Here is a 20,553-nt window from a genome sequence, read left to right on the forward strand (position 1 = left end):
TAGCATAGGTGGGAGGCTTTGAAGCGATGACGCCAGTTGTCGTGGAGCCATAGGTGAAATACCACCCTGTTGTTTTCTGATGTCTAACCTCGCACCGTTATCCGGTGCAGGGACCCTCTGTGGCGGGTAGTTTGACTGGGGCGGTCGCCTCCTAAAGAGTAACGGAGGCGCGCGATGGTGGGCTCAGGACGGTTGGAAACCGTCTGTTAGAGTGCAATGGCATAAGCCCGCCTGACTGCGAGACTGACAAGTCGAGCAGAGACGAAAGTCGGTCATAGTGATCCGGTGGTCCCTCGTGGAAGGGCCATCGCTCAACGGATAAAAGGTACGCCGGGGATAACAGGCTGATGATTCCCAAGAGCTCATATCGACGGAATCGTTTGGCACCTCGATGTCGGCTCATCACATCCTGGGGCTGGAGCAGGTCCCAAGGGTTTGGCTGTTCGCCAATTAAAGTGGTACGTGAGCTGGGTTTAGAACGTCGCGAGACAGTTTGGTCCCTATCTGCCGTGGGCGTCGAAATTTGAGAGGAGTTGACCCTAGTACGAGAGGACCGGGTTGAACATACCTCTGGTGTACCTGTCGTCCTGCCAAGGGCGCAGCAGGGTAGCTATGTATGGACGGGATAACCGCTGAAAGCATCTAAGCGGGAAGCCTCCCTCAAGATAAGATTTCTTCGAGCGGTCGTAGACCACGACCTTGATAGGCCGGATGTAGAAGTGTGGTAACATATGAAGCTAACCGGTCCTAATTGCTCTGATCGCGCCTGAGAGTCCCACCATCAATGACAATGCTGGAAACAGCGTCAGTCCTTGAGCGTGGTGATCACCTCAAGCCAGATAACAAATACAAACACCACATACCGTGCACGGCATCGATTATAACCCAAAGCGCAAGCTTCATTGCTTGGTGACCATAGCGTCTGTGACCCACCCGATCCCATCCCGAACTCGGCCGTGAAACCAGACTGCGCCGATGGTACTGTGGCTCAAGCCCCGGAAGAGTAGGGCGTCGCCAGGCATTGAAGCTTGCGCTTTTGGAAATAAAAACCCATCACAATCTCACAAAAGGGCGGCCCATAAAGCCGCCCTTTTGCCTTTGGTGACGCGGGATGGAGCAGCCCGGTAGCTCGTCAGGCTCATAACCTGAAGGTCGCAGGTTCAAATCCTGCTCCCGCAACCAACGGTGTACCACTTAAAGGCCCAGTTCCATGGAACTGGGCCTTTCGTGCGTTCTGAACCTTGACGCTTCCAGCAACAGCAGCCTCAGTAAGCGCGACCATTTGGAACAGGTCGCCGTGCAACTCTAGTCGGCGATGCTTGCCGCCCCGGCAGTTGCCCGCGTGCGCTCCGGCAGCTCCGCCAATTCGCGTTGCAGCTGTTCCTCTTCGGCCCCCAGCTCCTTGAGCCGTGTGGTGAGTGAGCGCGGTGGAACCGGACGTTCCCGCATTTAAGGAGCGAAAGTTGACCGTTGAGCGGCCGAAAAGGGCTTTGTCACCCGAAGCGCTTTGCAGATAAGCCGTCGGAGGCAAATTACACGGGTTGGATTGCGCACCGCGCAATTCGGTGAGCGCCGAGATCAGCGCGATGATATCGGCATCTGTTCTTACCGCCTTGCCGTAGGCAGACCTACCATGGAGATGGCCGTAATCGTGACCAGCCGAATGCTGCCAAGGCGCCACACAGCATCTCGACCTGGCCACCATAGGTGCGCCTGCGCCGGACAGGGCCCGCTCGGCTTAATGCCGGATGCAGGCTAAAAACCGTCAGGGATATCCGTCAGCGGCTCAAAGAGTTTCACCAGTAACGGCCTGTATCCAGGCACTGTTGCCATCGTCGCATGGCGCGCATCTTCCCTGTCGTGTCGGAGGAGAGAGCAGCGTCTGCCCGATATTTCTGCTGACATTCCACCTTGCGGCTGGCTGCGGGCGCCGTTGTAGTGGCAGGCTTAACAACCGCAGAACCCAGCAGCGCCTTCATCTCGGGCGAGGTAGCGAGTTGGGGCGCGGTTTGGCCATCCTTGTTGCGAATATTCCGCTTAGCTCCGTGATCCAGAAGGATCTTGGCCAAGGCAACCCGATCCCGATCGGCTGCATTGTGAAGTAGCGTCCAGCCATATTGATCCTGATCGTCAACGCCTACACAGTCCTCGATCAATCCGACGAGTTCGTCGGGATGATTGTACCAGATCGCATCCTTCGCTTTCAGAAACGGGCGGATGGCAGGGGAGCGCCCGTCATTCACGGGTTCCGCGCGCACCATTGCGCACATGCCATTTCCACCAGACGTAGTTGGCTGCGAGCGGACGCCCGCAGCGGCTCCCACCTGACCTGTTATTCCCGCTACGGTCGAAGCTTTGGCCATGGCCTTGCGGATCTCTGCCTGCACCATGGTACCGATAGCCATCTGGTAAGGCGTGCTGCCGGATCGTGATTTTAGGCTTGGATCGGCACCGCGAGCGAGCAGCGCTTTTACCATCTCGAGATTGCCGGCGTCGGCTGCATAGTGAAGAAGGCTATATCCCTCCTCGGTTTGCATGTTCACATCGAACTGCCCGCTATCGACAATCTTCAGCGCCTCCGCATTTTGTTTAACGCCGAGATAATAGCGTGCATCATCGAAGGGATCGCCGGCGACAGCGGCAGAAGCCATACATAAGGCCGTCAGGCCGATCAGCATTTTACGGATCAATTTATCTACTCCCCCAAAGTGGCGCGCACCCATCCCTTGCCACCTCGTTCAGCGAGGTGCGGTCGCAATACGCGCGTTCATGACTGTTTCCTGCACCGCCGCCACGCGCCGCGAGTGCAGAACCCGGCGATCGCCGCAGTAAGGGCCGCTGAAGCGGTTCCTGCCAGAAAGACGAGGAAACCGATCAAAAGCCAGCCGGCCCATGCGGCTCCGCCGCCCGCGCTCGCGCAGCAACGGACACTTGCAACCGCGTAGGCGATGGGGGCTAATGAACCTACGGTCGCCGTGAAAGCCAAGGCGGCCGAGATCTTCGCCATCCTCCCGAGATGCAGCTTCAGTTTTGCACCCAAACTTTCATGTTCGCGCCGCCAGCCGAGACGACATTCGCCCCTCCGGCTGACACAACGTTAGCGCCGCCCGCGGAAACGACCCCTGCGCCACCGACAATCGGATATTTCTGGCCGTTAAATTCCACAACCGCCGCACCGTCCTTGACGTGGACCTTGGCTCCCGCAGGTACGCGCATATCGACCTGCTTCTTACGGTGATAGGGGAATTGCGGCCCATTATTATTGTCCCAGGGAGCGCAGCCCCAGACGAAGATGTTGACCACGCCATTGCATCCAGTGCCAGCCTCAGCCGGTACGATGGCCAGGCCGGTTGCAAAAGACCTGCAGCAACTGCAGCGGCGCGAACATGGAAACGCACAGAATTCCCCCTGTAGTCATAAAGCAGACAAAATCCAGTAATTCTCTTCTGGCAGATGGAATATCAAGTAAAAGTAAAAAGCAAGCAGCGTTGCAAAAGAAATCCACTCTCCCGGGTACTGAACCTCGAAGCGAAATTGTTGAGTACGTCATTCCGATTATTAAAATAGATCAATGATCTTGATTAATCCGTTATAATGTTCAGCATTATCTCTTAGAATTGATCGGATCTCTGGCGTCATTATGTGGGACGCAACGGAACTTCAAAACTGGTTTCGCAGATTTCCCCGTCGCGAAGCACTGACGGCAGAGAGCGCGCCCCCGGAAACCCTCGGCACCGCAAGCGCTGTCAATTTCCGGCCTGCTGCATCAGGGTAATCTGACGGGATCGTGATTATGAATAAACGGCTGGAATCGGGAACGCTTACTCGGCCTGAACGAGCATGTGTCGTGCTGGGCGTTCTCAAGGCGATTTTCTCCCGAAAGCGCTATAAAGTTAGCGCTGCCGACCTTGCGGTCAGCAGCGCCGTTGCGAATTCAAGAGTTCTCGTAGAGCTTGCTATTAGAAGGCGAAGCGCACGCCAACGTTGACGTTGTGGCTCTGACCTCCACCAAATTCGCCTTGATAAGCGCCATAGAGGCTGAGCCCCGCAGCAAGGTCATAGCTAGCGCCAGCGCCAAGCGTTGCCATGGTTTCCTTCCGGCCCGCCCCGATGACCGTGAACCGTTCGGCGTTGCCGACAAACCCCGCGCGAGCGGCGGAGCGTTCACCTTCGAGCTGGTGACGCAGACCTACCGATGCCCATGGGTGGAACATCGTGCTTTCACCAATGCCACCCTTCAGCTTGATGGCGCCGTCGACAAAGGTCGCGCTGGTCTTCTTGCCATCCACAGACAGGGCGAAAGCGGCGCTGCCTGTCTCGCTCGCCGAGCCACGACGGGTGGAGATATGAGTGACGCCCACTTCGGGATGGACCCCCCAACTGCCCATAGGGAAGCTGTAGCCGACCGTACCGTCGAGCACCAAGCTGCGGAGGCGATAGTCGCCGGAGAGGGCGGTGGCGCCGGGTACCGCCCGGCGGGTGTTCGCCTCGCTCCAATCATAGGCGATCGTCACTGTCCCGTCGAAGCCACCGCTCATGAAATGACCCGAAAGACCTGCAACCAGGCCATCGGAGTTCGTCCGTGCACCAAGGCGCGCGATCGTCTGGCGACTGTCGATATAGCCTATGAACGCGCCGATGGATCCGGTCGCGCTGCCAAAGCCGATGCCACCAACGACGCCATAGCTGTGGCTCTTGGCCGTCGATGTGCCAACTGACCCACGACCTTTAAGCGTGCGCCAGTCGCCCAGACCTTGCGCGAAGCTGAAGAGACCCGCGGTCTCGCGCGTGGTTTCGGCAAGTCCTGCGCGGCCCGCCTTGGCGAGCGCCAGTCCCTGCTCCACGCCAAGTTGAGACGCACTGGCATAAGCTTCTGGCGTCAGCTGCCCGAAGGCCGCTGCATTCGCGGTGCCACCGCTCAACAGTGTCGGAACGGCATTGATCAGCGCAGTGCTCGCGGTTCCCGCGATCAGCAGATCGTTGACATAGCCGACAGCAGCATTGGCCTGGGTGGAGATCCCGGTGGGCGCCACGAAGGTGCCGAGTAACTGCAAGGCGGAGCCATTGTTGCGGAGGACGCCTACAATGCCCGGATCACGATTGACGACGTCAAAGTCGCCAGTGATGGCGCCGCCGCCGTTCACCACGATCAGGTCACGCGACGCGCCAGGTGTCAGCGAGCCGGTGAGATTGACAGTCGTGTTATCGCCGATCGTTACCGAGCCGCCATTGACGATGATCTGATCGCTCTGCCCGATAGGAACGAATTCGAAGGTGGTGGTCGTGCCGTTGGCGATGGTCAGATTGCCATTGATCGTCATGATAGCAGGAGATGCGCCCGGCGACAGCGTGCCGCCCGTGCCGATCGTAACATCGCCGCTGACAGTCCCTGCGGTGCCGAAAGTACCGCCGCTGGTGACATCAACCGATCCGGTCAAAGTTGATCCTGCCTGACCGATGAAGCGGCCGCCTGAGACGGTTACTTCCTCGACATTGAGGTCGCCGGTGAAGCTGTTGACGCCTGCTGTGTTATTCACCTGCTCGAAGCCGGTGAACGCCGAACCGTCGATCGTCGTCTGGGCCGCATAGCTGCTGCCGGTATTGAAGGCGAGGACATCGGTGCCGCCGCCTGCAGCAACCGTGCCGCCGAAGCTGCCGCCGGTGCCGATCGTCAGCATATCGGCGCCCGCACCAAGATCGACATTGCCCGAGATAGTGCCGCTATTGACCAGGCTGTCGGTGCCACTTCCAGCCACGACATTCCCGTTGATCGTGCCGCCCTGGTTGCTGATCGTGTTCGCGCCGTTGCCGGTGATGATATTGCCGGTGATGGAGCCACCGGTCGCGTTGGTCAGAAGATTGTCGCCTTCGCCGAGGTCCACATTGCCAACGACCTCGCCGCTATTTGAGATGCTGACGCTTTGCGTGCCGCCGCTGATCGCGGTTTGACCCGGCGCCACGACGATGCTCGACCCTTGAGTCAAGTTCAGCTCACCACCGCCAGAGACTTCCACCGTCTGCTGAACGACGACCTTGCCTGTGCCAATGATCTTCTCGACTTCAAAGCTGGCGAACAGCTGATGGAGTGATGGATCAATCGACCCGGTATAGGTCGTGCCGGTGATATCGAAGGAGAGCGTGTCCTCCCCCGCGCCGCCATCGACCGTTCCATTCAGGACGGCTGAGCTCAACAGGTGCGTGAAGCTGTCATTGCCCTCGCCCATCCGTACCGTTCCGGTGATGGTGCCCGCATTGACGATCGTGTCATTGCCCTCGCGCATGTAGATATCGCCGCTGATCTGCCCGGCATTGTCGATGCGGTCATCGCCAGCGTTCAGGTCGATCGAGCCGATGATGACGCCGGTGGCGGTGTTAGTCACATGATCGGTCGAGGGCAGGTAGCCGCTCTCATCCTCAAGCTGATTGCCGCTGGTATGGATGGCTCCTGCAAGATAGCCGTTGGGCTGGCCGATCGCATTGTCGATGATCGGCGTGTTGGGGAAGTAATCGGTGCCAGCGCCGCCCTGGATAGTGCCGCTGTTGACGATGTTGACCGTCTTGGCCGCGACAGCAACAGCGACAGTGTGGCTGCCCTCGGTATTGGCGACCGAACTGTAGACCCAGACCGGTTGCGGAATGCCCTGGGGCTGCGCACGCACCACGGCGGTGAGTCCGCCGCCTGCCTGGATAAGCCCGCCTTCCAGATTTTCGATGTTGACTGTGCCAGCGCCGGTACTTTCGACATCCACGCCCAGCGCCGCGATCTGCGACACATAGGCGGTGTCCTGTCCAAGGCCAATGAACTGGCCCGGTGTTACCGTTGCGCCTCCGGTCGCCTTAATCGTACCGCCGTTGACGAGATTGACTGTCGCACTGGCCGCCGGATTGCCAACGAGCTCATCATCGCCAGCCTCTACGCCGAGAACAAGGCCCGAGCCGCCCTTGTCCTGACCGAGGATGTTGCCGCTGTTGTTGAACGTGATCGTTTGGCTTTCGTCGGTCTCGGACTCCACGTCAAAGGCCGACATGCCGCCAAAGCGCGGCGGATCAGCCTGATTGATGGCAAGTTCGGTGCGCGTCACAGTGCCGCTATTGTCAAAGCTCGCCACTCGGTTGGCGATATTCACCTCGGTCGCGCCTTCGATGATGCCTGTGTTGGTGAAGGCAAAGTTCTCCGCAGCGGTGTCCACGACATCGTCGTCACCCGGACCATCATCCTGCAACAGGCCAGTGCGGATGAGCAGTGCCTGACCGCCCTCACGCGCCGAAGCCGTGATCGTGCCGTGGTTTTCGAAATTGAGGCTTTGAGAAGCGACCGCGGCGTAGAAGCCGTCCCTGATCTCACCATCCGCCGTGTTGATGATGGAGGCGTTGTCCGCGTTGAATTCGTCGTTGGCATTCGGCAGCACCAGGTCCAGTGCCCCGACTTGAAGCGTCAGGCCGCGCTGGAAATAGCCATTCGTATCGATGCCAGCGATTAAGCCGCTATTAGTGAAGGAGAAGACATCCGCCGCAACATTGGCATCCAGTCCGCCGGTGATGATGCCGCTATTTTCAATGGTTGCGCCCGCCAGAGTGTTGGTCTCGAGGGCCTGGCGGATTCGGACGGCCGCGTTCACGCCACTATCAAATTCCCGCTCAATGTCCGTAGTGAAAGAGCGCGAGCCGGTGAAAGTCGTCTCGATGGTTCCTGTATTGCGGAACTGGAAATCATCCCCTGCCGAAGTCGTGATGATCGAACCGATGCCGCTGGTAGCGAGGTTGATCTCGTCATTGTTGACGAAACTCGCCGCAGCGATCCGGATGTCGCCATTGATGGCGCCTTCATTGATGAAGCTGGTGAGGGCATCGCCATAGGTTGGCGTGTAGAGCGGAACTGTGCCCGGCGGCACATTGGAGCGCTGGAAGGTCGCAAACCGCTGCTGATAATAGCCGATCGCAGCCGGAACGATGGTCACGCCCTGCGGATAGAGGCCGGCAGTGTTGAGCAGGTTGATCGTGCCGTTGTTGACGACGTTGCCATCGCCCATCAGGCTGATCGATGTTCCCTGTCCTGACAGCGTCAGCGTGGTAGCGGCGCCTCGTGCTTCGAACCCTTCTATTTCGAAGGTCGTGGGCAGCGCGCGTGCGCCGAGCTCAAGCGACTGTGACTGGCTGTAGCTGTGCGTGTAGATGTCGATGCCGCCACCAGCGGCAATGGTTCCGGTTACCCCGTCATCGCTGCCGCGCTGGACAAAATTGGCGGTGCTGAAGCCCGTGCCGAGCTGCAGATTGCCGTTCAATGTACCGCCATCGGACACATAATAATAAACCGCGCCAGCCAGTGGGTTTTGCGGCGCAGTCGGTGTGGGTTCGACATAGGACACATTGCCGTTGATCGCGCCAGCGTTGGTCACATTGAAGCTGAGCAAGGGAATGCCGGTCCGGGCAGGTGCTATGATCGCGTTCGTACCCCCGCCAATGATCCCACCGCTCCCATTATTGACCGCGAGAACGACGGCCTGGCCGGCGCTGATTGCCGGATCGCCAGCGATCGTGCCGCTGTTATTGACGATGATGGCGGTACCCAGTGTTCCGGTGATCGATCCCGTCGATCCGCTATTGCTAATGACGCAGAGTGGACCGGCGCTGCCGTCGGGACAGGTCAAGGTCGACGCCTGTTGCGCAAGAGCGCTGCTCGCACCAAGCGCGAGAACACTGACGCTCAGACCAAGCCCAAGACGAATAGGCGCGCGCACAGAATTTCTGCCGATCATGTAAAACCCCCTCCAGACGATTGGGGACGGGGATAAGCAAAACGCATTCCTGTTCGCATCCCCCGATCGGGGTATCGGACCGCCGCAGCTAAAATATTGTGTTTCTTCCCAGAGCTGCCTAAATCCTCTTGCTGCTCACGCGCTCTCACGCTGAATCAGCCAAAGATATTTACGTTCTGACCGGGTCGCGGAACAGGAACGAAACAGGGTGGAAGATAAGATTTGGGCGCTGGGCGAGCGTTTCGCCATGGCTGCCATTGATGGAGATGAATGGCTTGGCGCTTTGCGGGCCATGGCGGAACTGACTGGCAGCTCTTATGGCCAGCTTATCGGTTTTGCGCCCGGCGAGGTGCCCTTCAACTGGATCAATGATATAGGTCAAGATGAGGTCGCGCGCTTCGTCCAGCAGGAGCGCGGCGATCCCAACATCAATGTTCGCGTGCGCGCCTCGCTCAATGACCAGCCTTTCGTCATTCGCAGTGAAGCAGACTATCGCGCGGTCGGGCGCGGCTCTGGTTTCGATCTCTATCGTGAGATGTGCGACGCCTATGACATCATGGACGGCTGCCAGACCAAATTGCTTGAAGGGGGAGGTCGGTTTGTCGGCCTCGCTCTCAACCGTAGTCGAAAAGACGGCAGGACCGATGCCGAAACGCGCGAGCTTTTCGCCGCGATTACGCCGCATGTGCGTAGGGCGGTCAAAATCCAGATTGCGCTCGAAAATCGCGGCGCGGCCTTGGCGAATGGCGCGCTCGAATATGTTGGCCTGCCGATCTTTATTTGCGATGAAGCTGGCGATTTGAAGGGAGAGACTCCCGAAGCCACCGCACTGCTCTCGGCTGGACGTTTTAGGCTAGTAGACGGGAAGATCGGCCTTCCGCATCCACGTGACGACGCAGCGTTGTTGAAAGCCCTCGCGCGGCGGCATCGTCAGCCTCTCGGGATCGAGACGTTGCTGCTGGGAGGCGCTGTCCAGCAGATGGCTATGGTGGTTGATATCTGCCGCCTTCCCTCCCAGCCTTACCGGCTGAGCCTTGCCTCACAAATTCTTGTCATCGTCCGCTCAGGCCGGCGCTGGCACGAGGCTGCCCCTGCTGTTTTGCGCGCGGCATTTGGTCTGTCTACTGCTGAAGCCGAGGTCGCATTGGCCCTCGTTAGAGGCGAGACGCGTGATCAGATCGCCGCGGCACGGGATACGAGCACCCAGACCGTCAAGACCCAGATTAAATCCATTTACTCCAAACTTGGGGTCTCTCGGGAGATGGATCTGATGGCGATGCTCAGCGACATGCTCCGGCGGTAAGGGCTCGAAGCATCGGCCAAACGCCCAATCAACTTGACCGCTAAGAACAACCCTCAGGATGAAATATTCCGTAGCTCTCCCCCGGTCGGGGTATGACCAACTTCAGCAAGGTCGATAAGGAAAGCTCGCGACCCGAGGGCTCACGGCATAGCCGTTGAGACTTTCAACTGGCCCGGCTGCCATCATGACGGCCGGGCTGTTTTTCGCACTTTTGGTCGCGGCTCGAACCTTTTATCACTGCTTATCGAAAGGCAGCACCGTGGGCGAACACGCAGAGCGCTTTTGCGTTCGGCGGTCGCAGCATCGGGCCTGAGACAGAAGCCTCTCAAAGGGAATATGGATGTTGATCAATTCCACTGGGGAGGTTTTTCTTGAAAATCCGGGGCGGGCATTTTGAAACTTGAAGATCACAGGTTGCTACCCGTCGGCCGTGGCTGACCGACATGGATGGCCTGCCAAATTGTTGGGTTGGCTGTGTAGATCACGAGATGCGGCACACCTGCGGGAATGAATAGGTGATCACCTGGGATTAGGCTTCTCTGCCCAAATCCCTCCAGAGTGACTTCGGCAGAGCCTGCCAGGATCAGCACCCATTCATCCCACTCCTGCACATAAGGGCGGTCAGCGGGCGTCGTTTGTCCCTGCGATATAATGCGTTCGATGCGTACACCGGTCGGCGTAGCAGATCTTCGAACAGCTCGTGCTCTTCGCGTCCGCGCGACACTTCCAGCAGATTGCGAAGCGTCGCAGTGGATGAACTTATTTCTGACCCCGTGGCCCGACAGCAAAACGGAGGAGGAGAAAGTAGAGGTTAATCGCACATTTCGCAAATACCGAGTGCCGGGGATCGCGTGGCATAGTCCCCGAGCGTCGTCCCTGCGGTGGTTGAGGCGAAAATAGTGGTCCAATGCAGCCACGGGCTGAAACGCCAAGCTTGAATTTGCAGCGACACCTGCAAGACTAGAGCATGATCCGATCAGACTGAATCGGATCATGCTCTATTTGTCTTTTGTTTCCCGCATTTTCCGAGCCAGCAGATGATGCCATCTGCTTCGAAAATGCTTTAGTAACAGGCCGAAAATGACGGTGCCGATAAGATAGGCGCTCTCAGCTGACATATGATATAGCATAGGCCAGGGAGCTGATATGGGTGCCAAGCGTCGCGTCAAGCTGTTCAAGATGGGCCGCCATCAAGCTTTCCAGATCCCGGACGGATCTATCTGCCGTGCGGCGATGCGATAACGGGCGAAGAGGGTTCACGCGTTGTGTCGGCATCCAGAGTGGGAACTTCTCTCCTGTGCTTGCTAACGACCTTCGTGCCCATTGATGAGGTTTTTGGAGGCCAAGCGCCGGGACGAAGTTGCAGCGGACCGTCCCTACGACGGAGGCGCCGCGTCAACCAATTGAGCTATTGCACTGTCGGCATAGGCGCCAATCCCGGGATCATCCCGGCGGCGCGATCCCTCGTTCGGTGAAGAAGTCCGGCGCGTTGATCATTTCTGGTCCGGCCAGGTTCGGTGCGTCCGCATGGCTCGCCAACCACACGACAGTCTGTGCGGTTTCCTCCGGATCGCGCGCTGCTTCTCCCGATCCGAGCGTTTCAGCCTGATCGCCCATGGCCGCGCGCAGCGTGTCCGTCATGGTGAAGCGCGGTTCGATCAGGAAGGCGCTGATCCCATCCTTGCCATGTTCCTGGTTGATGTGGTCCGGGATACGATTGAACGCTGCCTTGGGCGCAAGATAGAAGAGGCCGACCCCCGGGGAGCGGGCGGCGGGTTCGATGGAGGACAAGGTCGTCATGAAGATCATTCGTCCTGAACCCTGTGCCACCATCGTCTTCAGCACGATCTGGCTCAGGTGAAATTGGTTCAGGAAATTGCCGGTGATCGCTCTTTCCGCGTCTTCCAGCGCGACGTCCATGATCGGTTGGAGGATAACCGGCCCCTGGTAGATGCCATTGTTCACCAGCACGTCTATCCGCCCCCAACGGTCGAGTACCGCCGCGACCCCTTCATCGATGGATGCGCGATCGAGCAGGTCGATCCGCGCGCCCATTGCCTGACCGCCAGCCGCCCTTATCGCTTCCACCGTCGATGCCACGCTGCCCGGCACAGGCGTGTTCCCCATGCTCTCCATACGGCCAGCGCCTTCCGCCATGGTGCGCCCGGTCACTGCGACGGCGAAGCCCGCGCGGCCAAGGGCGATGGCTATTGCACGGCCGATGCCCCGCGTCGCCCCGGTGACCAGCGCCACGGGTGGTTGAACTTCTTCACTCTGTTTCATCATCGGGCCATACCCCCCAAACCTCTCCCGGACTTTGCCGACTATCGCCTGTAAACCATGGCCGAGCGATAAACCACAGGCTTAGTTTGTTGACAAGAGTCATCGTTTGATTAACCCTGTCGCCAGGAACGATGCAATAGATGTAGGAGATGTAGGCGTGAGCGTGGGAAAAAGGCTGGCCGGGCGTTCGGCGCTGATTACCGGAGCGGCGGATGGAATTGGCCGGGGCATGGCGCTGCGGTTTGCGCAGGAAGGCGGGTCGATCCTGGTCGCGGATTTCAATGCGGACAAAGGCGTGGAGGTCGTGGAGGAACTGCGCGCCCTCGGGGTGGATGCCGACTTCCGCAAATGTGATGTTACGGTGCGTGATGACGTCGTCGGTGCCGTTCAGGCCTGCGTCGATCGGTTCGGTTCTATCGACGTCCTGGTCAATAACGCCTTTAGCGGTGGCGGATTGCAACGCATCGAAAACCTGTCCGACGCGCAGTTCGAATCCTGCATGAACATGTGCCTTTACGCTGCGAAATGGTCGATGGAGGCGGCGTTCCCGCACATGCGTAGCAGACATTGGGGCCGCATCATCAACATCGGGTCGCTCAACGGCGTCAACGCGCATATGGGGACCGCCGAATATAATGTCGGCAAGGAAGCCCTTCGCGCCTATACGCGCAGCGCGGCAAGAGAATGGGCAGGCTACGGAATCTGCGCCAACATCATCTGCCCCGCCGCCGTTTCCGCCGGTTACCGGGAGTTTGAACGTACGGAGCCGGAGATCGCCGCGGCCACCACGGCAGCTAATCCGATGGGCCGAATGGGCGACCCGGAGGCCGACATCGGCGGCGTTGCCCTTTTCCTGGCCAGCGAAGACGCGCGATACCTGACCGGCAACACGCTGTTCGTCGATGGAGGGGCGCATATCAATGGCGCTGCATGGGTGCCCGACCTCGGCCCGGATAGCTGAACATCACAGGGTGAGCGACGCGGAGGCGGTCAAACCCCGCCTGCGCGTCGCACGGCCGATCGCAAGAGTTTGTCTGACCAACCCAATTTGCCACCCTGCATCCCTTTGCGCTGTTGATCGGTAGCGCGTTCGACGGGATGAGTTGGGCTGAACCGTCGCGCTTTGGGGAGGTAGGATGGCGCTGCCAGTTTCAGTCGTCGTCGGCAGCATTTGCCTGCGCGTTGGCGAGGCCGCGAGATGAGAGCCGTGCTGAATGCGGTGCGGGCGCATGTGATGTGGGCCGCCCTGTTCAGCGCGCTTGCCAATCTGTTGTTCCTGGCGCCGACGCTGTACATGTTGCAGGTCTATGATCGCGTCGTGCCGACCCGGGGGGCCACGACGCTGGGGTTCCTGACAATCGTGGTGCTGATGGCTTTCGCCACGCTGTCGCTGCTGGAATATGTTCGTTCGCGCATCATGGTGCGGGCGAGCATCGCGCTGGACCGGCGGTTTGCGCGCACGCTGATCGCCGCGGCCCTGCGCCAGCCGCCAGCCGCGACGGGCCAGCACAGACGGCAACAGCCCATCCGCGAATGCGACCAGCTTCGGCAGGCGTTGACCGGCCCGGTCATGAACGCGCTGTTCGATGTGCCGTGGACGCCGATCTACATCATCGTGTGCACCATCATCCATCCCTGGATCGGCCTGTTGGCGCTGGTGGGCAGCGTGGTGCTGCTTGTCATAGCTTGGGCGAGCGAGCGGGTGATTTATTCTCCGCTGGCGCAGGCCAATGCGGCGGCGAGCCAATCCTATGCCAGCCTGGACCAGAGCATGCGCGGGATGGAAACGATCCGCGCGCTGGGCATGCGCAGCCCGATGGTGCGCCGCCATCTGGCCGAGCGGGCGGATATGCTGAAGTGGCAGGCCAATGCCAGCTTCGCGGCGGGAAGGTGGGTGATGGTCAGCCGTTTCCTGCGCAACGCGCTGCAATCGGGCGCGCTGGGCCTGGGCGCCTTGCTGGCGATAGACGGGCAGATTTCGGGCGGCGCGATCTTTGCCTCATCCTTTCTGCTGGGGCGGGCATTGTCCCCCATCGATCAGCTGGTCGGCCAATGGCGCAGTTTCGTGCAGGCGCGCGAATCCTATGCGGAGATCAAGATCTGGCTGGAGGGGGAGTTCGATCCGGCCCCACGCACCGCCTTGCCCGCGCCGACCGGCCGGGTGGATGCCCAGAATATTTCCGTGCATGATCGCCAGTCGGATCGGCTGATCATCAACAATGTGTCCTTCACCATCGCGCCGGGCGAACTGGTAGCAGTGATCGGGCCGAGCGGGGCGGGCAAGTCGACCCTGGCACGCCTGACCGCCGGGGCAATAGGGATCAGCCGGGGTACGATCCGCATCGACGGCGCGGACTATGCGCAATGGGATGACGAGGCGCTGTCGGCGCATATCGGCTATATGCCCCAGCAGCCTTCGCTCTTTGCCGGAACGATCCGGGACAACATTGCCCGCTTCGCTTTTGAAGAAGGAAGCGCCGCCGCCGACAGGGACAGGATCGATGCCGAGGTGATCGCTGCCGCCCGATTGTGCGGCGTGCATGAGATGATCCTGGGATTGCCGCGAGGCTATGAGACGATGCTGGAGTGGGGCGGCGCGGGGCTGTCGATGGGACAGGCGCAGCGGATCGCGCTGGCTCGCGCATTGTTCCGTGATCCGGCCGTGCTGATCCTGGACGAGCCCAATGCGCATCTCGATTCCGATGGAGAGGCGCGGTTGATCGACGCGCTGCGGCAGGCGAAGGCGCGCGGCGCCGCGATCATGCTGACGGCGCATCGCACCAGCCTGCTGGCGCCAGCGGATCGGATATTGGTGCTGGACCGTGGCCGCATGCGGATGAATGGCCCGCGCGACAAGGTGCTGAACGCGCTCACCGCGACACGATCACTGGCTTCGGCGGAGGGGGCGTGATGTTGATGCGGTCGCGGCGCGTGCTCCTGTTGACCAATGGAGAGGGCGGGATGGTGCCCGCCGTGGGTCCGGATATCCGCCGGGAAGTGCGGGCTGGTCTGTTGATTGCGGCGGCGTTTTTCCTGTTGTTCCTGGGCTGGGCCGCGTTTGCCCGACTGGACGCGGCGGCGCTGGCGCCGGGTCGTGCGACCGTCGCGGGGCAGCGGCAGAGCGTCCAGCATCGCGACGGCGGGATCGTCGCGGCGATATTGGTGAAGGAAGGACAGCAGGTCCGGCAGGGCGACGTGCTGATCCGTCTTGCCGCACCGGCGGTCACGGCGCAGGAGCGGGTGCTGGCTTCCCAAGCCATCTGGCTGATGGCGCAGCGCGCTCGGCTGAGGGCGGAGTTGGCGGGAACGGCGATCGCTGTGCCGGTCGAGTTCCGGTCGCTGACGGGCGTGGACATCGCCGATGCCGACGCCGCCATGCAGGCGCAGCGGGCGCAAATGGGCGCGCGATCGGCGCTGCTGGCGACGCAACAGGGCGTCGCCATGCAGGAAGGCAGCCAGGCGGGATCGCAGGTGCTGGGCTATCGCGAGCAGGTTGCGGCGGTGGTCGAGCAGGAACGGCTGATCAGCGACGAATTGAACAGCCTGCAAGATGTCGCGGCCAAGGGATTTGTCAGCAAGACCCGCATTCGCGCGCTGGAACGGGCGAAGGCCGACCTGATCGGGCAACGCGCGCGGTTGCTGGCGGCGCGCGACAGCTCCGTCAGCATGGCCGGGGAAGCGCGGCTGAAGGCGCTGGAGGCGAAGCAAGGGTTGCAGGAAAAGGTTACGGCCGAATTGCGGGACGTCGAAACGCAGCTGGGCGATGTCCTGCCCAAATGGACGGCGGCCCGTGATGAAGTGGCGCGGACGCAAGTGCGCGCGCCGGTCAGCGGGACGGTGGTCGGATTGTCGGTGCATACGGTGGGGGGCGTGATCGCCGCCGGCCAGGTGTTGATGGACATCGTGCCGCGCAACGGCGCGGTGGTGATAGAGACGCGCTTTTCCCCTGCCGACATTGACGATCTGGCGGTGGGACAAAGGGCGGAGGTGCGCTTTGCAGGGTTTCCGGCGCGCAGCCTGCCCATCATCGACGGGCGGGTGACGCGGGTATCGGCGGACAGCTTCGTCGAGGAAAAGACCGGCCTGTCCTATTTCGTGGGGGAAGTGCAGATACCGCCGGAGCAGATCGCGCTCATCCGGCGCTATGCGCGCGGCGATTTCGTTTTGAAGCCGGGCATGCCGGTGGAGGTGGTCGTGCCCCTGCGGCGGCGGACGGCATTGCAATATATGTTCGATCCGTTGACCGACCTGATGTGGCGGTCGTTCCGCGAGCAATAAGCCTATTGGTGGAGCCTTACCCTTAAGGGTGCCACCTTTATCCCGATGATCTTCGCGGCGCAGGCCGTTTCGAGGGTATCAGCTTTCCATACGCTCCGGGCCGGGGGCAGGCCCCAGCCATCCTGGCACGAAATGGGGAGACGATATGGCCAGCTATTATAATGTTGTCGGCAGTTCGACGGTCACCGGCACGGCCGAGAAGGACCTGTTCTTTGCCTTCACCCGCCTGTCGAACCTGGATATCGTGCGGCCCGATGCCGTGCTGGCGCAGCTGGTGTGGAACACGGCGATCCTGACCGACGCCGGAACGCAATATCAGATCGCCGCGTCCAATATCCAGATTTCCATGGATCTGCTGCTGGGCAGCACCGGCACCGATATCGTCTATGGGTCCAACCTGTCCGACGCGATATTCTATAATAATGGGACCATTTCGGGCGGCTTTGGCGGCTTCGACAATATCGAACAATTCTGGCTGGGCGATGGCGATGATGTCATCGACCTGACCAACCATGGCGTCGGCGGCATCGATTATGCCAAGGACGTGTTGGTTCAGGGCGGCGCGGGCAACGACATCATCGTGGGCGGCGCGGGCAAGGACAACCTTCAGGGTGACGCAGGCGACGACATCATCTTCGGCTGGCGCGGCAGCGACAACATCTCAGGCGGGCTGGGCAACGACCGGCTGTATGGCGACGATCTGGGATTCAACAATATCTCGGGCGACGACATCATCGACGGCGGCGCTGGCAATGACCTTATCTGGGGTGGCCGGGGCAGCGACAAGCTGAACGGCGGGGATGACAATGACATCCTTTACGGCCAGGCAGGCGGCGACACGCTGTCGGGCGGTACTGGCGATGACATATTATATGGCGATGACGCGAACACATCCAGCAACGACACGTTGAACGGCGATTCCGGCAATGACCAGCTGTATGGCGGCGCGGGCAATGACGAGCTGTACGGCGGCACGGGCGACGATCTGCTCGATGGCGGGGCTGGCAATGATTATATGCACGGCGGGGCGGGCAACGACCGCATCCTGGCCGGGTCGGGCAACGACCTAATCGACGGTAGCGCCGACATCGACACGCTGGTATTTTCCGGGAACCGGGCGGATTATATTTTCACGCTTCAACCCGACGGCAGCTATATTGCCGGTGATCTGCGTCCCGGATCGCCCGAGGGGACGAAGACGATCCGCAACGTCGAATTTTTCGAGTTCGCCAATGTGACGATCCCGTCGACGGGTCTTAACGCACCGCCGGTCATCACATCCAATGGCGGTGGCGTGAGCGCCGCGCTGTCCATCGATGAGAACAGCACGGCGGTCACCACCGTCGCGGCGTCGGATACGGACAGCGGCCAGACCATAGGCTTTTCGATTGCGGGCGGCGCTGACGCTGCGCTGTTCGCCATCGATGCCGTGACTGGAGAGCTACGCTTTCTGGCGGCGCCCAACTTTGAAAATCCGGCGGATGCGGATGGCGACAATGTCTATCAGCTGATCGTCGCCGCCAATGATGGCAATGGTGGCGTCGACACCCAAAGCCTGTCCGTCACCGTGCGCGACGTGGCGGATGGGGCCGCGCCGGTCATCACCTCCAACGGCGGAGACGCCGCCGCCGCGATCACGATCAATGAGAATGCGACCGCCGTTACCACGGTTATCGCGACGGACGCCGATGGCCCTTCGATCAGCTATTCGATCGCCGGAGGCGCCGACGCCGCGTTGTTCACCATCGACGCTGCGACGGGCGCCTTGAGCTTCAAGACGGGGCCGGACTATGAGGTGGCGGCGGATGCCGATCATAACAATGTCTATGACGTGATCGTGCAGGCCAGCGACGGCGCGAACGCCGATCGGCAGACGTTGGCGGTCACGGTCGCCAACCTAAACGACAATGCCCCGGTCCTTACATCCTACGCCGGGGCGGCATCGGCGGCACTGTCAGTTGCGGAAAACAGCCTGCTGGCGGCGACCGTGCAGGCGAGCGATGCCGATGGCACGGCGCTGGGATACAGCATCAGCGGCGGAGCGGACGCCGCGCTGTTCACGATCGATGCGGTGACCGGCGCGCTGAGTTTCAAGGCGGCGCCCGATTTCGAAGCGCCCGGCGATGCCAATGGCGATCGCACTTATGATGTCGTCGTCACGGCCAGCGATGGCACCAATAACGTGGCGCAAACGCTGGCGATCACCATTACCAACGTCAATGACAATGCGCCGGTCATCACCTCCAATGGAGGCGGAGCCAGCGCGGCCATCAGCATGGCGGAAAACCAGGCGGCGGTCACGACCGTGATGGCCGCCGATGCGGACGGGACGGCCCCGAGCTTTGCGATCGCGGGCGGGGCCGATGCGTCGCTGTTCACGATCGACGCGGTGACGGGCGCAGTGTCCTTCCTGACCCCGGTGGACTATGAAAACCGCCTGGATGCGGACCAGGACGGCGTGTATCAGCTGATCGTGCGGGCGACCGATGGCAGTTATGTCGATGACCAGTTGCTGTCCATCAGCATCACCGACATTTCGGAAACCGGCAAAACCATCATCGGATCGTCGGGCAACAACAGCATCAATCCGACGACGAGCGTGCTGGGTTACCAGACGACGGCGCTCAACGACACCATCTATGGCATGGCGGGGAACGACATCATCGATGGCGGCGCAGGCGCGGACTATATGGATGGCGGCACGGGCAACGACACCTTCTATGTCGATACCTATTCCGACGACGGCTTTGCCGGGAATGATGATCAGGTGATCGAACTGGCGTCGGGCGGCACCGACCTTGTCTACGCATCGGTCAGTTACCGGATGGCGGCGGAGGTCGAAAAGCTGACCCTGACCGGCCTTGCCCCGATCAATGGCATCGGCAACGATCTTGCCAACATCATCGTCGGGAATGAGGCAGCCAACCAGATTTTCGGCGGGCTGGGACAGGACAATCTGTCCGGCAATGGCGGCAACGACCTGCTGGACGGCGGTGACGACAACGACCTGCTGTTCGGCGGCGACGGGAACGACACGCTGATCGGCGGGCTGGGGAATGACAGCCTGGACGGCGGTACTGGCGCGGACAGCATGACCGGCGGCCTGGGCGATGACGTCTATGTGGTGGACAGCTGGTCCGATGACGGCAATGCCGCCAATGACGACATTGTCATCGAAGCCGTGGGCGGCGGCACCGATCAGGTCAACGCCTCTGTCAGCTATCGAATGGCGGCGGAAATCGAAAAGCTGGTGCTGACCGGCGCTGGGAATATCGACGGCATCGGCAACGATCTGGCCAACACCATGACCGGCAATAGCGGCGCCAACAGCCTATGGGGCGGGTTAGGCAATGACTCGCTGGTGGGTAATGGCGGCAACGACAGATTGTTTGGCGAAGACGGCGGCGACCTTCTGGATGGTGGAGCGGGCGACGATTTTCTGGATGGCGGGGCATCGACCGACACGTTGAAGGGCGGAGCGGGCGCCGACATCCTGATCGGCGGCGGGGGCAAGGATACGCTGACGGGCGGCACGGAAGCAGATACCTTCGTTTTTGCAGGGCTGGCATCATCGCTGAACAGTTCCAGCTATGACCGCATCAACGACTTCCGTATCGGCGAAGGGGATCGCATCGATTTCGATTTCCTGAACGGCAGCCTGCCCACAGCCAATTATGCCGAGGCGGCGATCGCGACGAACATTTTCGCCGACGCGCTGAGCGCTGCCCAGGCGACGGCGGGCGTCAACCATGTGACCTTCATCGCCGGGACGACCGACGGCTGGATATTCTACGACGGCAATGGCGACGGCACATTCGAACAGAGCGTGATACTGGTCGGCGTCAATACGCTGGCGGGCGTGGATGTGAGTAGCTTTATCTAGAGCATGATCCGATCAGACTGGATCGGATCATGCTCTATTCGTCCTTTGTT

10 protein-coding genes, 1 tRNA gene and 2 rRNA genes (1 of these 13 running past the window's edge) are annotated in these 20,553 nt (G+C 60.7%); 8 read left to right on the forward strand and 5 right to left on the reverse strand.

From position 1 onward, the window contains the following. The 3 genes from ACWNC0_RS03575 to ACWNC0_RS03585 all read left to right on the forward strand — a co-directional run. Positions 1-771 (forward strand): 23S ribosomal RNA (locus tag ACWNC0_RS03575) (it extends 2,043 nt beyond the left edge of the window). A 134-nt stretch (positions 772-905) separates the two neighbouring features. After that, a 5S ribosomal RNA gene (gene rrf, locus ACWNC0_RS03580) occupies positions 906-1,020 on the forward strand. 85 nt (positions 1,021-1,105) lie between these two features. Further along, a tRNA-Met gene (locus ACWNC0_RS03585) sits at positions 1,106-1,182 on the forward strand. A 123-nt stretch (positions 1,183-1,305) separates the two neighbouring features. Here ACWNC0_RS03585 and ACWNC0_RS03590 read toward each other — a convergent pair. From ACWNC0_RS03590 to ACWNC0_RS03605, 4 genes are all read right to left on the reverse strand, one after another. Further along, positions 1,306-1,449 (reverse strand): hypothetical protein, encoded by a 144-nt coding sequence (locus ACWNC0_RS03590; protein WP_449469651.1) that lies wholly within the window; start codon positions 1,447-1,449, stop codon positions 1,306-1,308. A gap of 347 nt (positions 1,450-1,796) precedes the next feature. Continuing rightward, on the reverse strand, positions 1,797-2,723 hold the full coding sequence (locus ACWNC0_RS03595; RefSeq protein WP_449469652.1) for an ankyrin repeat domain-containing protein: 927 nt from the start codon (positions 2,721-2,723) through the stop codon (positions 1,797-1,799). Between the two features lie 301 nt (positions 2,724-3,024). Continuing rightward, entirely contained in the window at positions 3,025-3,303 is a 279-nt protein-coding gene (locus ACWNC0_RS03600) for a hypothetical protein (protein WP_449469653.1), read from the reverse strand. A gap of 656 nt (positions 3,304-3,959) precedes the next feature. Further along, positions 3,960-8,756: an autotransporter domain-containing protein gene (locus ACWNC0_RS03605; protein WP_449469654.1), complete on the reverse strand. Its 4,797-nt coding sequence runs from the start codon at positions 8,754-8,756 to the stop codon at positions 3,960-3,962. Between the two features lie 208 nt (positions 8,757-8,964). Here ACWNC0_RS03605 and ACWNC0_RS03610 point away from each other — a divergent pair, with 208 nt between their 5' ends. Continuing rightward, entirely contained in the window at positions 8,965-10,059 is a 1,095-nt protein-coding gene (locus tag ACWNC0_RS03610; protein WP_449469656.1) for a helix-turn-helix transcriptional regulator, read from the forward strand. A 1,443-nt stretch (positions 10,060-11,502) separates the two neighbouring features. Here ACWNC0_RS03610 and ACWNC0_RS03615 read toward each other — a convergent pair. Further along, positions 11,503-12,345 (reverse strand): SDR family NAD(P)-dependent oxidoreductase, encoded by an 843-nt coding sequence (locus ACWNC0_RS03615; protein ID WP_449469657.1) that lies wholly within the window; start codon positions 12,343-12,345, stop codon positions 11,503-11,505. A 154-nt stretch (positions 12,346-12,499) separates the two neighbouring features. Between ACWNC0_RS03615 and ACWNC0_RS03620 the strand changes: the two genes are divergently transcribed. From ACWNC0_RS03620 to ACWNC0_RS03635, 4 genes are all read left to right on the forward strand, one after another. Next, on the forward strand, positions 12,500-13,303 hold the full coding sequence (locus ACWNC0_RS03620; protein ID WP_449469658.1) for an SDR family NAD(P)-dependent oxidoreductase: 804 nt from the start codon (positions 12,500-12,502) through the stop codon (positions 13,301-13,303). A 237-nt stretch (positions 13,304-13,540) separates the two neighbouring features. Further along, the gene (locus ACWNC0_RS03625; protein WP_449469659.1) at positions 13,541-15,253 is read left to right on the forward strand and encodes a type I secretion system permease/ATPase; all 1,713 of its coding nucleotides are present in this window, start codon (positions 13,541-13,543) and stop codon (positions 15,251-15,253) included. Then, entirely contained in the window at positions 15,253-16,620 is a 1,368-nt protein-coding gene (locus ACWNC0_RS03630) for an HlyD family type I secretion periplasmic adaptor subunit (RefSeq protein ID WP_449469661.1), read from the forward strand. Before ACWNC0_RS03625 ends, ACWNC0_RS03630 begins: the two co-directional genes overlap by 1 nt. Positions 16,621-16,765: 145 nt before the next feature. Next, positions 16,766-20,503, forward strand: a complete 3,738-nt coding sequence (locus tag ACWNC0_RS03635) for a cadherin domain-containing protein (RefSeq protein ID WP_449469662.1) — start codon at positions 16,766-16,768, stop codon at positions 20,501-20,503. Positions 20,504-20,553: the final 50 nt, after the last annotated feature.

It is taken from the genome of Sphingobium chungangianum (genome assembly GCF_977014255.1).